Source organism: Geomonas paludis (assembly GCF_014193585.1).
GTDB lineage: Bacteria > Desulfobacterota > Desulfuromonadia > Geobacterales > Geobacteraceae > Geomonas > Geomonas paludis.
Genome location: NZ_BLXY01000002.1, coordinates 195,088 through 211,194, shown reverse-complemented (window position 1 = coordinate 211,194; position 16,107 = coordinate 195,088). Strand labels below are relative to the sequence as shown.

At 63.4% G+C, this 16,107-nt stretch carries 13 protein-coding genes; 10 read left to right on the top strand and 3 right to left on the bottom strand.

All coding sequences use genetic code 11. The features are described from left to right. Positions 1-144 precede the first annotated feature (144 nt). The 6 genes from fdnG (at position 145) to H7687_RS06490 (ending at position 7,655) form a co-directional block, all read left to right on the top strand. Positions 145-3,174: a formate dehydrogenase-N subunit alpha gene (fdnG, locus tag H7687_RS06515; RefSeq protein ID WP_183346256.1), complete on the top strand. Its 3,030-nt coding sequence runs from the start codon at positions 145-147 to the stop codon at positions 3,172-3,174. Continuing rightward, positions 3,171-4,010 (top strand): 4Fe-4S dicluster domain-containing protein, encoded by an 840-nt coding sequence (locus tag H7687_RS06510; RefSeq protein ID WP_183346255.1) that lies wholly within the window; start codon positions 3,171-3,173, stop codon positions 4,008-4,010. The genes fdnG and H7687_RS06510 overlap by 4 nt, the downstream gene beginning before the upstream one ends. After that, positions 4,011-5,213, top strand: a complete 1,203-nt coding sequence (gene nrfD / locus H7687_RS06505; protein ID WP_183346254.1) for an NrfD/PsrC family molybdoenzyme membrane anchor subunit — start codon at positions 4,011-4,013, stop codon at positions 5,211-5,213. It abuts the gene before it with no gap. A gap of 150 nt (positions 5,214-5,363) precedes the next feature. After that, complete coding sequence (gene fdhD / locus H7687_RS06500; protein WP_183346253.1) at positions 5,364-6,764, top strand: formate dehydrogenase accessory sulfurtransferase FdhD; 1,401 nt, start codon at positions 5,364-5,366, stop codon at positions 6,762-6,764. Between the two features lie 73 nt (positions 6,765-6,837). Next, the gene (tatA, locus tag H7687_RS06495; protein ID WP_183346252.1) at positions 6,838-7,011 is read left to right on the top strand and encodes a twin-arginine translocase TatA/TatE family subunit; all 174 of its coding nucleotides are present in this window, start codon (positions 6,838-6,840) and stop codon (positions 7,009-7,011) included. 179 nt (positions 7,012-7,190) lie between these two features. Next, positions 7,191-7,655 carry a bacteriohemerythrin gene (locus H7687_RS06490; RefSeq protein ID WP_183346251.1) on the top strand — a complete coding sequence of 155 codons (465 nt, stop codon included), beginning with the start codon at positions 7,191-7,193 and terminating at the stop codon, positions 7,653-7,655. Positions 7,656-7,927: 272 nt separating this feature from the next. On the opposite strand, the gene H7687_RS06485 is transcribed toward H7687_RS06490, so the two are convergent. Beyond that, entirely contained in the window at positions 7,928-8,683 is a 756-nt protein-coding gene (locus H7687_RS06485; protein ID WP_183346250.1) for an SDR family oxidoreductase, read from the bottom strand. Positions 8,684-8,956: 273 nt separating this feature from the next. Between H7687_RS06485 and H7687_RS06480 the strand changes: the two genes are divergently transcribed. The 4 genes from H7687_RS06480 to pdhA are packed head-to-tail and all read left to right on the top strand — an operon-like array spanning position 8,957 to position 13,113. Next, the gene (locus H7687_RS06480; RefSeq protein WP_183346249.1) at positions 8,957-9,814 is read left to right on the top strand and encodes a DUF302 domain-containing protein; all 858 of its coding nucleotides are present in this window, start codon (positions 8,957-8,959) and stop codon (positions 9,812-9,814) included. A 4-nt stretch (positions 9,815-9,818) separates the two neighbouring features. Continuing rightward, on the top strand, positions 9,819-10,172 hold the full coding sequence (locus tag H7687_RS06475; protein WP_183346248.1) for a DUF488 domain-containing protein: 354 nt from the start codon (positions 9,819-9,821) through the stop codon (positions 10,170-10,172). 33 nt (positions 10,173-10,205) lie between these two features. After that, positions 10,206-12,143, top strand: a complete 1,938-nt coding sequence (locus H7687_RS06470) for an aconitate hydratase (RefSeq protein WP_183346247.1) — start codon at positions 10,206-10,208, stop codon at positions 12,141-12,143. Further along, positions 12,136-13,113, top strand: a complete 978-nt coding sequence (gene pdhA / locus H7687_RS06465) for a pyruvate dehydrogenase (acetyl-transferring) E1 component subunit alpha (protein WP_183346246.1) — start codon at positions 12,136-12,138, stop codon at positions 13,111-13,113. The genes H7687_RS06470 and pdhA overlap by 8 nt, the downstream gene beginning before the upstream one ends. Before the next feature lie 117 nt (positions 13,114-13,230). Here pdhA and H7687_RS06460 read toward each other — a convergent pair whose 3' ends face one another. Next, the gene (locus H7687_RS06460; RefSeq protein WP_183346245.1) at positions 13,231-14,961 is read right to left on the bottom strand and encodes a cation:proton antiporter; all 1,731 of its coding nucleotides are present in this window, start codon (positions 14,959-14,961) and stop codon (positions 13,231-13,233) included. Next, entirely contained in the window at positions 14,961-15,923 is a 963-nt protein-coding gene (secF, locus tag H7687_RS06455; RefSeq protein WP_183346244.1) for a protein translocase subunit SecF, read from the bottom strand. The genes H7687_RS06460 and secF overlap by 1 nt, the downstream gene beginning before the upstream one ends. Positions 15,924-16,107 lie beyond the last annotated feature (184 nt).

Here is a 16,107-nt window from a genome sequence, read left to right as displayed (position 1 = left end):
GCGCAGACAACATTATCATTTCGGACGTTTACGGTACACAACTATTTTTCTCGTAAACGTTTACGGGCTGGCATGGCAATTGCCGTATACGCGGTGCTTATCCGGCGTCGACGACGTTTATCATGGAAAAAGGAGAGATTCAACATGGCAGTTTCACGACGGGAGTTTCTGCAGGGGGGGGCGGCTGCTGCGGCACTGATCCTCTCCGGCAAAAAAGCAGAAGCGGGCGGCGCAGACAGCTCGCAGATGCGCACCAAGGGGCTGAAAAGCTCGACCACCATCTGTCCTTTCTGCGCGGTAGGTTGCGGGCTTGTGGTGCATACCAAGAACGGCAAGATCGTGAACATCGAGGGGGACACCCAGCACCCGATCAACCAGGGTGCGCTCTGCTCGAAGGGTAGCGCGCTGTTCCAGGTGGCCAACAACGAGCGTCGCCTGCAGAAGGTGATGTACCGCGCCCCCGGTAGCGACAAGTTCGAAGAGAAGTCGTGGGACTGGGCCCTGGAGCGTATCGCGCAGAAGATGAAGGATACGCGCGACAAGTCCTTCAAGGCCAAAGAGATCAACAAGAAAGACAACAAGGAGTACGTGGTCAACCGCACCGAAGGGATGGCATTCCTGGGCGGCGCAGGTCTGGACAACGAGGAGTGCTACCTCTGGAGCAAGTTCGCCCGCTCCATGGGGGTCGCCAACCTCGAACACCAAGCCCGAATATGACACTCCGCTACAGTCGCCGGTCTGGCGGCTTCGTTTGGACGTGGGGCAATGACCAACCACTGGATCGACCTGAGAAACGCTGACGCGATTCTCGCCATCGGCTGCAACCCGGCCGAGAACCACCCGATTTCCATGAAATGGATCGAGGCGGCCATGGATCAGGGCGGCAAGCTGATCGCCGTCGATCCCCGCTTCACCAGGACCGCCTCCAAGGCGGACCACTACGCGCAGATCCGTCCCGGCACCGACATCGCCTTCCTGGGCGGCATGATCAACTACGCGCTGCAGAACAACATGGTTCACGAGGAGTACGTCCGCGAGTACACCAATGCCACTTTCATCGTGAACGACAAGTACGACTTCAACGAAGGGATCTTCTGCGCGTTCGACGACCAGGAGAAGACCTACGATGCCAAGGCTTGGGCCTACGCTGTCGACGGCGCCGGCAACCCCAAGCGCGACCACTCCATGAAGGATCCGCGCTGCGTGTACCAGCTCCTGAAGAAGCACTACTCCCGTTACACCGTGGACATGGTCTGCAACATCACCGGCACCAAGAAGGAAGACTACCTCGCTGTCGCCAAGACCTACTGCTCCACCGGCCGCGCCGACAAGGCGGGCACCATCCTCTACGCCATGGGCATCACCCAGTCCACCCACGGTTCCCAGAACGTCCGCGCTACCGCCATGCTGCAGATGCTGCTCGGTAACATCGGCATCGCCGGCGGCGGCGTCAACGCGCTGCGCGGTGAGTCCAACGTCCAGGGGTCGACCGACTACGGTCTGCTGTTCCACCTCCTGCCGGGCTACCTGAAGTCCCCGGAGTTCGACAACGTCGACCTGAAGGCCTACCTCGAGAAGTGGACCCCGAAAACCAAGGACGCGAAGAGCGCCAACTGGTGGGGCAACACCCCGAAGTACACCGTGAGTCTGCTGAAAGCCTGGTACGGCGACAACGCCACCAAGGAAAACAACTTCTGCTACGACTACCTCCCCAAGAGAAGCGGCAACTACTCCTTCGTGAAGCTGATGGAGAAGATGGGTAAAGGGGAACTGCAGGGCCTGGTCTGCATGGGCCAGAACCCGGCCGTCGGCGGTCCGGACTCCCTGAAGACCCGCGAGGCCCTGGGCAAACTCGACTGGCTCGTCACCGTCGACCTCTGGGAGACCGAGACCTCGATCTTCTGGAAGCGCCCCGGCGTCAACCCGAAGGACATCAAGACCGAAGTCTTCATGCTGCCGGCAGCCTCCTCCGTCGAGAAGGAAGGTTCCATCTCCAACTCCGGCCGCTGGGCCCAGTGGCGCTACAAGGCCGCCGAGCCGGTCGGTGACGCGAAGAGCGACCTCTGGATCATCGATCAGTTCGCCAAGCGCATGAAGAAGGCATACGAGAAAGGGGGTGTATTCCCCGAGCCGATCACCAAGCTGGCGTGGAACTATGGGCAGGGCGAGGAGCCGGAAGTGCACATGGTCGCCAAGGAGATCAACGGCTACTTCACCAAGGACATGACCATCGTCGACAAGGACAAGACCCTGGAGTTCAAGGCCGGCGACCAGGTCCCGATGTTCAAGTATCTGCAGGACGACGGCTCCACCGTCTCCGGCAACTGGATCTACTGCGGTTCCTACACCAAGGACGGCAATCTGATGGCGCGTCGCGACCTCGCCGACCCGACCGGCCTGGGCATGTACCCGAAGTGGTCCTGGGCTTGGCCGGTAAACCGCCGCATCATCTACAACCGCGCCTCGGTCAACCCGGACGGCGTGCCGTTCAACCCCAAGCGCGTCGTCATCACTTGGGACGCCCTGGAGAAGAAATGGAAAGGCGACGTGCCCGACGGTCCGTGGCCGCCGATGAACGACGCCAAGGAAGGGAAGTACCCGTTCATCATGCTGGCTGAAGGCCACGGCCGTCTCTACGCTCTGGACATGAAGGACGGTCCGTTCCCCGAGCACTACGAGCCGATCGAAAGCCCGGCCAAGAACCTTCTCTCCAAAACCCAGACCAACCCGGCGGTGAAGGTGCCGGCCAACATGACCAGCGACACGGCGAAGTTCCCGTACGTCGGCACCACCTACAGGATGACCGAGCACTGGCAGGCAGGCGCCATGACCCGTTCGCTCCCGTGGCTTGTGGAACTGGTCCCGACCATGTTCGTGGAGATTTCCCAGACCCTGGCCCGCGCCAAGGGGATCAACAACGGCGACATGGTGAAGGTTACCAGCGAGCGCGGTTCCATCGAGGCGAAGGCCCTGGTCACCTCCAGGCTGAAGCCGTTCAATGTGCAGGGGAAAGAGGTAGAGCAGGTGGGTCTCCCCTGGCACTTCGGTTATGCAGGTCTGGCTACCGGCGACTCCGGCAACGTCCTTACGCCGTCGGTCGGTTGCGCGAACACAAGCATCCCCGAGTTCAAGGCATTCCTCTGCAACATCGAGAAAGGGGGTAAACGCGCATGAGCAGCGAGAACCAGGATTTCAACAAAAGCAAGGCATTTTTGATCGACATGACCAAGTGCACCGGCTGCCGCGGCTGCCAGGTTGCCTGCAAGCAGTGGAACCAGCTGGGCGCCGAGAAGACCGAGTTCTTCACCGGCGAAGGCTACCAGAACCCGCCGCTCATGTCGGAATACACCTTTACCCGCATCAAGTTCCGGGACTACGAGAAGAACGGGCAGAACGAGTTCGCCTTCTACAAAGAGATGTGCATGCACTGCAACGAGCCGGCCTGCGCATCGGTCTGCCCGGTAGGCGCCTTCAAGAAGACCAAGGAAGGCCCGGTCACCTATGACGCGGATCGCTGCATCGGCTGCCGCTTCTGCATGGTCGCCTGCCCGTTCGGGGTGCCCAAGTACGAGTGGAGCAAGGCGCTGCCGCTGGTGAGAAAGTGCACCGGCTGCTACTCCAGGGTGAAGGAAGGGCTGAAGCCGGCCTGCGCCACCACCTGTGTCTCCGCCATCACCTACGGCAACCGCGATGAGATGATCAAGGAAGCCAACAAGAGGATCGCGGCACGTCCGGAGAAGTACCTGAAGAAGCTCTACGGCTCCGAAGAGGCGGGCGGCACCTCGGTCATCTACCTGACCGCGCTTCCCTTCGACGAGCTCGGCTTCAAGCCGGTCACCAAGCGTCCGCTCCCGTCCTACACCTGGCAGGCGCTGCGCCTGGTCCCGGGCATCTTCCTCACCGTCGGCAGCTCGCTGTCGCTGCTGTCCTGGTTCAACCACAGGAAGGAGAGGATCGCCAAGGAAGAGGAGCAGAGAAAATCCGGCGCTACGCCGAAGGAGGAGAGCTAGATGACCGCTGCAAAGATAATCGCTAACGAGATCAAGGGCTACCACCGCTTCGTGCAGTTCCTGATCGTCCTGGTGGCTGTGGGCGCGCTCGCCTCCCTGGCCCGCTTCGTGTTCGGCCTGGGCGTCACCACCAACCTGAACGACACCTTCCCGTGGGGTCTCTGGATCTCCTTCGACGTCGTCACCGCGGTACCGCTTGCGGCCGGCGCCTTCACCCTCGGGGCCATCGTGCACTGCTTCCACATCAAGAAGCTCGAGCCGCTGGTACGTCCGGCCATCGTGACCGGCTTCCTCGGTTACTCCCTGGTCTGCGTCGGTCTGCTGCTCGACCTGGGGCAGCCGCAGCGCGGCTGGCACACCCTGGTGTACTGGAACCCGCACTCCCCGATGTTCGAGGTTTCCATGTGCGTCATGGCGTACACCACGGTGCTCTTCCTCGAGTTCCTGTCGCCGGTGTGCGAGAAGTTCGGCTACCACGTGCCGCTGCGTCTTTTGCGTACCCTGGAGATGCCGCTGGTGGTCGCCGCGGCCTCCATCTCCACCCTGCACCAGTCCTCGCTGGGCACCTTCTTCCTGATCGCGGTCGACAAACTGCACAGCCTCTGGTACAACCCGCTGCTGCCGCTGCTGTTCTGGCTTTCCGCGATGTGCGCCGGTATCTCCATCATCATCGTGGAGGCCACCATGAGCCACAAGTACATGGGGCAGCCGGACGAGAGCGAACTACTCGAGACCCTGGCCAAGATCCTCCCGTGGGTCATCACCGTGTACCTGACCGTGAAGTTCTTCTCCCTCTTCGCTCTGACCGAGGGGCCGCTCACCAACCGTCCCGGCCTGCTGATCCTCTTCGTGGTTGAAGTGGTCGGCGGCATGATCATCCCGCTCTTCATGCTGATGAGCAGGAAGGTTCGCGAAGACGGCCGCCTGCGCGCCACCGCCGCCTGGCTGGTGATCGCGGGCATCATCCTGAACCGCTTCAACGTTTCCATGTTCGGCATGGAGGCTCCGGGCACCTTCTACTACCCGTCTTTCATCGAGACCCTGGTCACCGTCGGCATCATCGCTGCGCACGTCCTGTTCTTCGTGCTGATCGCGAAGTACTTCCCGATCTTCGAGCACCATCCGGAAACCGTCGACTACTCGATTCCGGACCACTTCCACAAAACCGAGAAAGGCCACGCTCACGGTGCGGCCAAGGCCTAGCGGAAGTTGCAGCAGCAGTTTGAATCTTTCGCAGTAACAGCTTAGAAGTACGAGGAAACCCTCCCGAAGTCCCCTCTCCCGCACAGGCGGGGGAGGGGCAGGGCGGGGGAGCAACAGCTTTAAGCCAGATCAGATTCAAGGAGTGCGCAGGTGGCAACCATTTACAGTTTCAAGAAGGGCGTCATGGAGCAGGTGGAAGGCGGGGTGGTGACCGAGTACCCCCTGCAGTTGGTGGTGAACGGGCGCGAGATGGCCACCCTGATCGCTTCACCCCACGACCTGCGTTTTCTGGTCGCCGGCTTCCTGCGCCTGCAGGGCTTCGTCTCCAAGGTGGACGACTTCCTGGCGCTGGCCATCTGCCAGGACTTCGGCGCCGCCAGCGTCACCATCCGGGGCGAGCTTCCCGAGCGTCTCAAGCCGGTGCTTACTTCCGGCTGCGGCACCGGGATCAGCTTCAACATGCCCAGGCCGGTCGAGAAGTCCGGCCCCTCCCGGGTGCACGCACCCGAGACCATCTTCGCGCTGATGAACCAGCTGGCGCAGCAGTGCGAAGGGTACAAGAACCACGGCGGGATGCACTCCGCGGGTGTGGGGAGCGACACGCTGCTCCTGCATGCCGAGGACATCGGCCGCCACAATACCATTGACAGAATTGCCGGCGAGGCCCTCCTGAAGGGGATCTCGCTGGCTGGAACCATATTGGTCACCTCTGGGCGGGTTTCCACCGAACTGGTCGCCAAGGCATCCATGCTCGGCATCGACCTGATCGCGTCGCGCACCTCGCCCACGGACATGGCGGTGAAGATGGCCGAGGAGGCCGGCATCACCCTGGTGGGGTACGTGCGGGCCGACAGCTTCAAGGTATACACCCACGCCGAAGCCATCAGCGTGTCGGGGCAGGAGAAGATCGCAGGCGTTACCGGCGTCATCCTCGCTGGGGGCGCTTCCAGCCGCATGGGGAGCAACAAGGCCCTCCTGCCGCACAAGGGTGGGCGCTTCATCGAGAGCATCTACCGGGAACTCTCCGAGATCTTCCCCGAGGTGATCCTGGTGACCAACACCCCGGAGCAGTACCAGTTTCTGCCCTGCCGCAAGGTGCCCGACCTCTACCCGGGCATGGGGGCCCTGGCAGGGATCCACGCGGGGCTCGCCCAGGCCGGCACCCCGAGCGTCTTCACCGTCGCCTGCGACATGCCGCACCTCGATCCCGCCCTGATCAGGCATATCGCCGGGCGTCGCGGCGACTGCGACCTGGTGCTCCCCAAGAGCGAGCACGGCTACGAGCCGCTGCACGCCCTGTACAACAAGAGCGCCCTGGCCGCCATGGAAGAGTGCCTGGAGCAGGGGAAGCGGCGCATCGTCTCCATCCTGCCGCAGCTGAAGGTGAACGAGATCGCCGCCGAGGAGGTGGCGGGCTTCGACCCGAGTTTCGACTCCTTCAGCAACATCAACACCCCGCAGGAATACTACGAGTTGAGAAACGGCGACAAGGCGAGGCCGGGCATCGAGAGCCTCCCTGCCGCGGAAGAAGCACAGCAAGCGCAGGCCTAGCCCAGGGGGCGGTCTGAACCAAGAGGCGTCAACGCAACAGCTCCCCGGCGCGGGAGTTCAAAGGAGAAGGTAAATGTTTGGATTCGGTATGCCGGAAATGATCATCGTGCTCGTGATAGCCCTCGTTGTTGTCGGCCCCGCCAAGCTCCCGCAGCTGGGACAGGCACTGGGGAGCAGCATCAAGAATTTCAAGAAAGCCTCCGCAGGCGAGGACTTGGTCCAGCTGAACGAGGAGAAAAAGGCCTAGCCTCGGCAAAGGCCGGTCAATACTTTCAAGGCCCTGGGGTTTCCCGGGGCCTTTTTTTTTAACGAAAGTTCTCAAGGAAGTGGGGGCGTCTGCCGATCTAAACGATAACCGGTTGAAAAAGCCGGTTCTGCGGTTTCGGTGGCAATGATTGCCGCCGTGTCGTGACAAGGAGACGGTAGATGCTGACGCAGTGGCACGAGGATATGGCGACGGGCAGCGAGGCGGTGGACAAGCAGCACAAGGAGCTGCTGCGCCGCGTCGACGACCTGCTCAAGGGGGCCAAGAGCAGGAAGGGCGCCGACGAGATCGGCAGGTTGATGTGGTTTTTGAAAAAGTACGTGCGGTGGCACTTCCGGGACGAGGAGAAGCTGATGCTGGAAGCCGGCTATCCCGGCTACCACTCCCATAAGACCCAGCACGAGATCTTTTTCCGGGAGGTGCTGCGGCTGGAGACGTTGCACGCCGAGCAGGGGGACAACACTCTGATGATCGTGGCCGTCATTACCGCCATGTGCGAGTGGCTCCGCTCCCACTTCAACAAGCTGGACAAGGAGTTCATCGATTTTGTGAAGCAGACCGGCCAGAACGGCAACGGCAACGGCAACGGTCACAGCGATAGCCCCGAGGGGAACGGCGAGCAATAGCGGGTGGTTCGGGCGCGGCAGCAGAGATGTTAGCCCGGCAGCAGCATATATATAAAGGGGAGCCCGGTTGATCGGGCTCCCCTTTGTGTTTAGCCCTGCCAGCGTATCTGAGTCCCTCTCCCTCCGGGAGAGGGTGGCCGAAGGCCGGGTGAGGGCGCCGGCCTCCGGTTACGCTGTCTCCTTGTGGCAACGCCCTCACCCCAACCCTCTCCCGAAGGGAGAGGGTTGGGGGGGGGAGATCAAGGGAGCCGCCGTATCTGCCGTATATCCCTCTACGACCGGTGCACCGCCAGGGGACCCCAGGCCTGCTGCACGCACATCACCTCGACGCTATTGATGTTGACCCGCGCCGGGACCGAGGCCACCCAGACCACGATATCGGCGATGTCCTCCGGTCGCAGCGGCTCGGTCCCCGTGTACACCCGCTGCGCCTTCTCGTCTTCTCCCTTGAAGCGGACCCTGGAAAACTCGGTCTCCGCCATGCCCGGCTCGATGTTGGTCACCCGCACCGCCGTCCCCAAGAGGTCGGCGCGCAGGTTCCGGGAGAACTGCTGCACGAAGGCCTTGGTGGCGCCGTAGACGTTGCCGCCGGGGTAGGGCCAGCTTCCGGCCACCGAGCCGATGTTGACCACGTGGCCGCGGTTGCGGGCCACCATCCCGGGAAGGATGGCGCGGGTGCAGTACATGACCCCCTTGACGTTGGTGTCCACCATGGTCTCCCAGTCCTCGAGCGACGCCTGGTGGGCCGGCTCCAGCCCGAGGGCGAGGCCGGCGTTGTTGACCAGCAGGTCCACCTCAGCGAACTCCGGCGGCAGACCGGCGCAGGCGGCGGCAACGGCGTTGCCGTCGCGCACGTCCAGGGTCAGCGCGTGTACTTTGGTCTTGCCGGCAAGCTCCTCCCTGAGGGCCTGCAGCTTGTCTTCCCGCCGCGCGGTGAGCACCAGTTTCCAGCCCAACTCAGCCAGCGCCCGCGCGCAGGCGGCCCCAAATCCCGACGATGCTCCTGTAATGAGGGCACATTTCTCCATGTCGTTCCTCCTGGGCGCAGTCGCGCCGTTGCGGGCGTTATATTAATTTAGATCGACGTCCAACACAAGGCGTAGCTTGCCTTGTTCCCACCCTGGCTGTGCTGCACTCCCGTTGCCGCCAGCCGCCGCGCCCCTGCGGCATTTTCCCATGAAAAATCCGCCGGTCGGTCGTTGCTGGCCCCCGACAATCGGGTAAAGTATTCCAGTTGTTTCACTTGGGGGATACAATATCTAATGAGCCCTCGGGGGCAAAGCGAGCGGGAGGTGCACGCCATGCGCAAAATCTCTCATAGCTGCGAAGTACACGCTGCGCTTGATACCGTGTGGAAGCTTCTCATCGAGAAAATGGAACAGCCGCATTCCTACCTGCCGGGGGTGACGCAGTCGCGCACCCTGCAACACTACGGCAACGGTCTGCTGCGTGAAATAAGAGGGGAGGGGATACTGATCACCGAGAAGGTGGTCCTCGACAAGACTCACGGGGAGGTGCGCTACTTTCTCCTGGAGCACCCGCTGTTTACCGGTCGGGTGGTGAACCGGGTGGTGCCGTCCTCGGTGCAAAGCCCGGTGGCGCCGCAGGTGCTGACCATTGAAGTGGACTGGGCGCCCAAGGACGACGAGGCCGAGCGGATGATCCGCAGCGACCTCCCGGAGCAAATCCAGAGAGAGGTGATCAGTTTGAAAGAAAAAGCCGAAGCGATGGAGGCGCAGGAGGCGAAACCCCTTTCCACATCGTACGCATTCGGCGTCACCATGGCGCTCCCCTTTGCCGATGCCCTGCCCAGGGTGCACCAGGAGCTGCAAAGGGAGGGGTTCGGGGTGCTGTTCGAGATCGACGTGAAACAGAAGTTCAAGGAGAAGCTCGACAAGGACTTCCGCAACTACCACATCCTCGGGGCCTGCAACCCGGGCCTCGCCTACCAGGCCTTCGGCGCGGAGATCGACATCGGGACGCTGCTCCCCTGCAACGTCGCGGTCTACTCGGTGAGCGAAGCGCGTACCGTGGTCATGGTGATGGATCCCGTGGCGGGACTCTCCCTGGTGGGGAACAGTCAACTGAACGAGCTCTCGGTCACGGTCAAGCAGGGCCTGCAGCGGGTCTTGGCGGGGCTGCACCCCGTTGCGGTGTGAAGCCATGGTCCGGATAAAGAGAATATACGACGAGCCGGCAGCGCAGGATGGTGTGCGCGTGCTGGTAGACCGGCTCTGGCCCCGGGGGGTCTCCAAGGACGGGGCGCACCTGGATCGCTGGGAGAAGGAACTCGCTCCCTCGGACGAGCTGCGCCACTGGTTCGGGCACGATCCCGAGAAATGGCAGGATTTCCGGGCGCGCTACCGCCAGGAATTGCAGGGGCAGGGGGCGCTGCTCAAGGAGCTGGCAGGAGTGTGCGCCCACAGCACGGTGACCCTGCTCTATGCCGCGAAGGACGAAGAGCACAACAATGCGGTCGTACTGAAGGAACTCCTGGAGGACTCCAGCATCGGCTGAGGCCGCGGCCAGCCCGCGGTTTAGGAGGCTAAGATGGGAGAGAACCTGGCTAGAAAGATACTGAAGGAACACCTGGTGGAAGGGGAGCTGGTGCCGGGGCGGGAAATCGCGATCCGGATCGACCAGACCCTGCTGCAGGACGCGACCGGCACCATGGCCATGCTGGAGTTCATGGCCACCGGTATCCCCAGGGTGAAGGTGGGGCTGGCGGCGCAGTACGTCGACCACAACCTTCTGCAGACCGATAACAAGAACGCGGACGACCACGTCTTTCTCGCCACGGCGGCACAGAAGTTCGGGGTCCATCTCTCCAAGCCGGGCAACGGCGTCTCGCACCAGGTGCACCTGGAGCGTTTCGGCGTCCCCGGCACCACGCTCCTTGGCGCCGACTCGCACACCCCCACGGCCGCAGGTCTCGGACAGCTCGCCATCGGCGCCGGGGGGCTCGACGTGGCGCTGGCCATGGCGGGGTATCCCTTCCACCTCACCTGCCCCAAAATCTGGGGTGTCAAGCTGACCGGGCAGTTGCAACCCTGGGTCTCCGGCAAGGACGTGATCCTGGAGATGCTCAGGCGTCACACGGTTAAGGGCGGGGTAGGAAAGATCATCGAATATTACGGGCCGGGCATCGCCACCCTATCGGCAACCGACCGCGCCACCATCGGCAACATGGGGGCGGAATTGGGCGCGACGACGACTGTGTTCCCAAGCGACGATAACACCCGGGCGTTTCTGGAGGCGCAGGGACGCGGCGACGTCTGGCGCGAACTCTCAGCCGACGCGGACGCATCTTACGACGAGTACGACGAGATCGACCTGTCCCAGGTGGTGCCGCTGATCGCCTGCCCGTCTTCGCCGGACAACGTGGTGCCGGTCTCCGAGATCGAGGGGCTCAAGGTGGACCAGGTCATCGTCGGCAGTTCGGTCAACTCCTCCTTCCGCGACCTGATGACCGTCTGCCGCATCCTGGAGGGGCGCCGCATCGCCCCCGGACTTGCCTTCCACATCAACCCCGGCAGCCGCCAGGTGCTGGAGAACGTGGTGGCCCACGGCGGCTTCATGATGCTCCTTTTGGCCGGCGGCCAGGTGCACCAGCCCGGCTGCCTGGGCTGCATCGGCATGGGGCAGGCCCCCGGCACCAACCAGGTCTCGCTTAGAACCTTCCCGCGCAACTTCCCGGGACGCAGCGGCACCAAGGAGGACCGGGTCTACCTCTGCTCCCCGGAAACGGCCGCCGCGGCAGGTGTCTTCGGCGTGGTCACCGACCCGCGCAAGCTCTCGGAACTGCTCCCCTGGCCGGACGTGAAGAACCCGGACCGCTACCTGGTGGACGACGCCGGCATCCAGGCGCCGCCGGAGGACGGCGGCCCGGTCGAGATCGTCACCGGTCCCAACATCGTCCCCTTCCCGGAGTTCCCCGCACTCCCGGACCAGCTCGACGTGGAGGTGATCATCAAGGTGGGGGACAACGTCTCCACCGACACCATCATGCCGGCCGGGAACAAGGTGCTCCCTTTCCGCAGCAACATTCCCGCCATCAGCAAGTTCGTCTTCGAGCAGGCCGATCCCGAGTTCGCGATCAGGGCGGCGGAAAAGGGGGACGGTGCGGTGGTGGGGGGCGAGAACTACGGCCAAGGGTCGTCGCGCGAGCATGCGGCGCTCGCGCCGCGCTACCTCGGCATCCGGGTGAAGATCGCCAAGAGCTTCGCCAGGATCCACCGCTCCAACCTGATCAACTTCGGCATCCTGCCGCTGGTCTTCAAGGACCCCGCCGACTACGACCGCATCAAGCAGGGGGACCGCATCACCATCCCGCGGCTGCGGGAACTGACCGAGAGCGGCGCCACCGAGATCCCGATCCGGGTCGATGGAGCCGAGATCGTGACCCTCCTGAACGCGTCGCAACGCGAGCGTCGCGAGCTGGTGGCGGGGGGACTGCTCAATACAGTAAAGGAGGAGAATCATGGCTGAGACCCTTAGGGAGCTGCTCTCCGAGGAAGAGCTGCTTGGTTTCTACGAGCAGATGGTGCTATGCCGCGAGTTTGAGGAGAGCTGCGCCGAGCAGTACTCCAAGGGGCACATCACCGGCTTTTTGCACCTGTACTCCGGGCAGGAAGCCGTCGCGGTCGGCTGCACGGCCGGGCTGCAGCAAAAGGACTACATCCTGTCCGCCTACCGCGACCACGCCCAGGCCATCGTGCGCGGCGCCGAGCCCAAGAAGGTGATGGCGGAGCTGTTCGGCAAGGCGACCGGCCTATGCAAGGGTAAGGGGGGCTCCATGCACCTCTTCGCACCGGAGCTCAACTTCATGGGAGGGTACGCCATCGTGGGGGGGCAGTTCCCGATCGCCACCGGTCTCGCCTGGGGAAGCCAGCTGCTCGAAGAGGACCGCGTCACGGCGTGCTTCTTCGGCGACGGCTCGATGAACCAGGGGACCTTCCATGAGTCGCTGAACTGGTCGCGCCTTTGGGACCTGCCGGTCCTGTTCGTCTGCGAGAACAACTTCTACGGCATCGGCACCGAGGTGCATCGCGCCTCCGCCCAGGCCGCCCTGCACCGGCGCACCTGCGGCTACGACATCCCCAGCGAGAAGGTGGACGGCATGGACGTCATCGCCATGTACCAGGCCACCAAGCGTGCCGCCGAGTGGGTCAGGGAGCGGCAGCGCCCCTACTTCATCGAGGCGGTCACCTACCGCTTCCGTGGCCACTCCATGTCCGACCCCGCCAAGTACCGCAGTTCCTCGGAGACCGATGTGTGGAAAAGCCGGGACCCGATCATCAACCTGTCGCGCCGGCTCATAGAGGAGGGGATGGCGAACCAGGAACGACTCGATGAGATCACCAGGCGCTGCCTGGCCCAGGTGGAGGAAAGCGTCCGGTTCGCCGAGGAGTCCCCGTGGCCCGAGGACGGCGAGGTTTGGGAGGATATCTACGTTTGACGCCGTACCGATGGCGCCCCGTTCCGGGGCGCCATCGCGGCCGTTTCCGTCACGTCGCCCGCTTGTCCGCCCGTTACCCAGTTACCCCTGCGGTGAAAGCCCTGCCCGCCTTGTCGGTCACCGGCCGACCGTGGCCAGCTCCGCCCTGACCCGGTCGCGCTGCCGGTCGATCTGTTCGTCGGTCGCACCCAGCCCGCGCAGCATGTGCTCGGTCATGTTGAGCGCGATCTCTCCTTCTCCTGAAAAGACGGCATTGGCTCCGGCGCGGTACAGCGTGGGCATGTCCCTGAGGTAGCTGGTCCGGGCCAGGATGCGCAACTGCGGATTGAGCTGACGGGCCAGCCGGATCACCTCCTCCTCGCCCTGCATCCCCGCCGAGGTCAGCACCAGCGCCACCGCCTGCTCGATCCCGGCCGCCTCGAGGGTTTCCTTGAGGGTGACGTCGCCGTAGAGCGCTCCTATTCCTTCCTGTTGCAGTTGCCGCACCGTGTGCAGGTTCATCTCCACGACGAAGGGCTCGATGCCGTTCTCCGTGAGCAGGCGCGCCAGCGTCTTCCCGGTGGGGCCGTACCCGACCACGATGGCGCGATCGCTGCTGGTGAAGGTGGCGCCTTCCACGCGGGCGCCCGCGTAGTCGGGGCGGGAACGCGCTTCCAGCCACTGCCACAACCGTGTCCCTTTCGTCTGCCGCTCCAGGAACGGGATGGTGCGGTACAGAAGCGGGTTGAGGCTGATGGAGATGATGGCCGCGGCCACCAGGGTGTTGGCGCCGCTTTGCTCCAGCACCCCGAGATCCCTCCCGACCGACGCCAGGATGAAGGAGAATTCCCCGATCTGCGCCAGGGCGAAGGCCACCGAGAGGGCGACCCGGGGGGCGTAGCCCAGGGCAGACATGATGACGACGGCGGCCAGGGGCTTGCCGATGACGATGATGGCGAGGACGGTGAGCACCAGGCCGGGTTGCTGCATGAGGTGGGCAGGGTCGAACAGCATCCCCACCGAGACGAAGAACAACACGGCAAAGGCGTCCCGCATCGGCAGCGCCTCGGTCGCGGCACGGAAGCTGAAGTCGGACTGTTTCACCACCATCCCGGCCAGGAAGGCGCCCAGCGCCATGGAGACGCCGAAGAACTTGGCGGAGGCCACGGCGATCCCCAGGGCCAGCACCAGCACGGTCAGGGTGAACAGTTCACGCGAGTGCGTTTCCGCCACATGCTCCAGGATGCGCGGGATCACCTTGCCGCCCCCCCAGAAGGTGACCACGATGAGCAGGGCGATCTTCACAAGCGCCAGTCCGACGGCGGCAGGGAGGCTGCCGCCGCTCGCCTGCGGCCCGAAGAGGACCGGCAGGATTACCAGCAGGAAGACGGTCAGCAGGTCCTCGACCACGAGCCACCCTACCGCGATGTGCCCGGCCGGGGTGTGCAGTTCGTTGTTGTCGACCAGGACCCGCAACAGCACAACTGTGCTCGCCACGGAGACGGCCAAGCCGAAGATGATGGCGGCGGGCCAGCTCCACCCAAGCCCGATCGCCACGGCAGCGCTCAGCAGGGTCGCCACCGCACTCTGCCCCAGGGCTCCGGGAACGGCGGCGCGCCTTACCTCCAGCAGTTCCTTGAAGTGAAACTGTAGGCCTACCCCGAACATGAGGAGAATTACGCCGATTTCGGCGAACTGCTCGGCCATGTGCCGGTCGGCGACGAACCCGGGCGTGTAGGGGCCGACGGCGATCCCGGCAAGAAGGAAGCCGACTATGGAAGACAGACCGATGCGGTGCGCCAGGTATCCGAAGCACAGGGCGGCCACGAAGCCGCCGGTCACGGTCATGATGAGGTTGAGGTCGTGCATCAGGTTCTCCTTTGTTCACTATCGCTCTTCGGCTCGCCGGGCGTCTCGCGCCGAGCCAGCCTCTTCGCATCGTCCCTTTGCTCCAATTCCAGGACGATCGGGCTGGCGATGAAGATGGATGAATAGGTCGCTATGACGATGCCGGCAACCAGGGCCAGGGCGAAATCGCCTATGGCGTCTCCTCCGAAGAGATACAGGGATATGGCGGCCAGAAAGGTGGTAAGTGAGGTGATGATGGTCCTGGGCAGTACCTCGTTGATGCTCCGGTTGAAGAGTTCTCCTTTTGCTTCCAGCACCGACCTGTTCAGGTTCTCTCTGATACGGTCGAAGATCACCACTGTGTCAGTCAAAGAATACCCGGCAATGGTCAGAATGGCAGTGATGAAAAGAAGGTTGACCTCTTTGTCGAGGAGAAGAAAGAGGGCGATCATGGCCAGGACATCATGCAGCGTGGCTGCTACGGCTCCTATCCCGAAGTTGAAGTCGAAGCGCCAGGCGATGTAGAGAACGATGCCCACCATGGAGAGTGCCACAGCCTGCAGCGTGTCTTTTTTGAGCTTGTCGCCGATGGACGGGCCTACCTTGTTGGAACTTTCCACCACGAACGCGTTGTCGGGGAACTCCGTCTGCAGCCGCCCGGTTATGCTGTCGGCCACGTTGAGCGAATCGGCGCCGGACTTGCCGACCTTGACGAGGAGGCGGTTGCCGCCGCTGATCTCCTGGAGGCTTACCTCTTTGTGCAGCTCGGCCGTGAGGACCTTGTGCACCTTTTCCTGCTCGACGGGGTGGGTAAAGGCCACCTGGACCGAGGTGCCGCCGGAGAAGTCGATCCCCATGTTGGCCTTGTTGGTTGCGATCTGCAGCGCCCCGAAGAGGCCGATGATGGTGATGAGCGCGGAGATGGCAAAGCTGAACTTGCGCTTTCCGATGAAGTCTATCTTGGTGTTGCTGATAAATTGCACGGTTATGGCTCCCTGGTGCCGGGTGGTCCCGGCTCTGTCTGTGGGGGAACGGCTGTCGTAGCCGAAAATGCCGGCCCAACGACGGGCAGGGCCGCCCAGGTGGGAAAAGGGCGCACAACGGCGCAGGAGCGCGCACGGGCGCGCAGTTCCGCCTGGGCGGACCGGAGACAGGTCGGCGAACGTT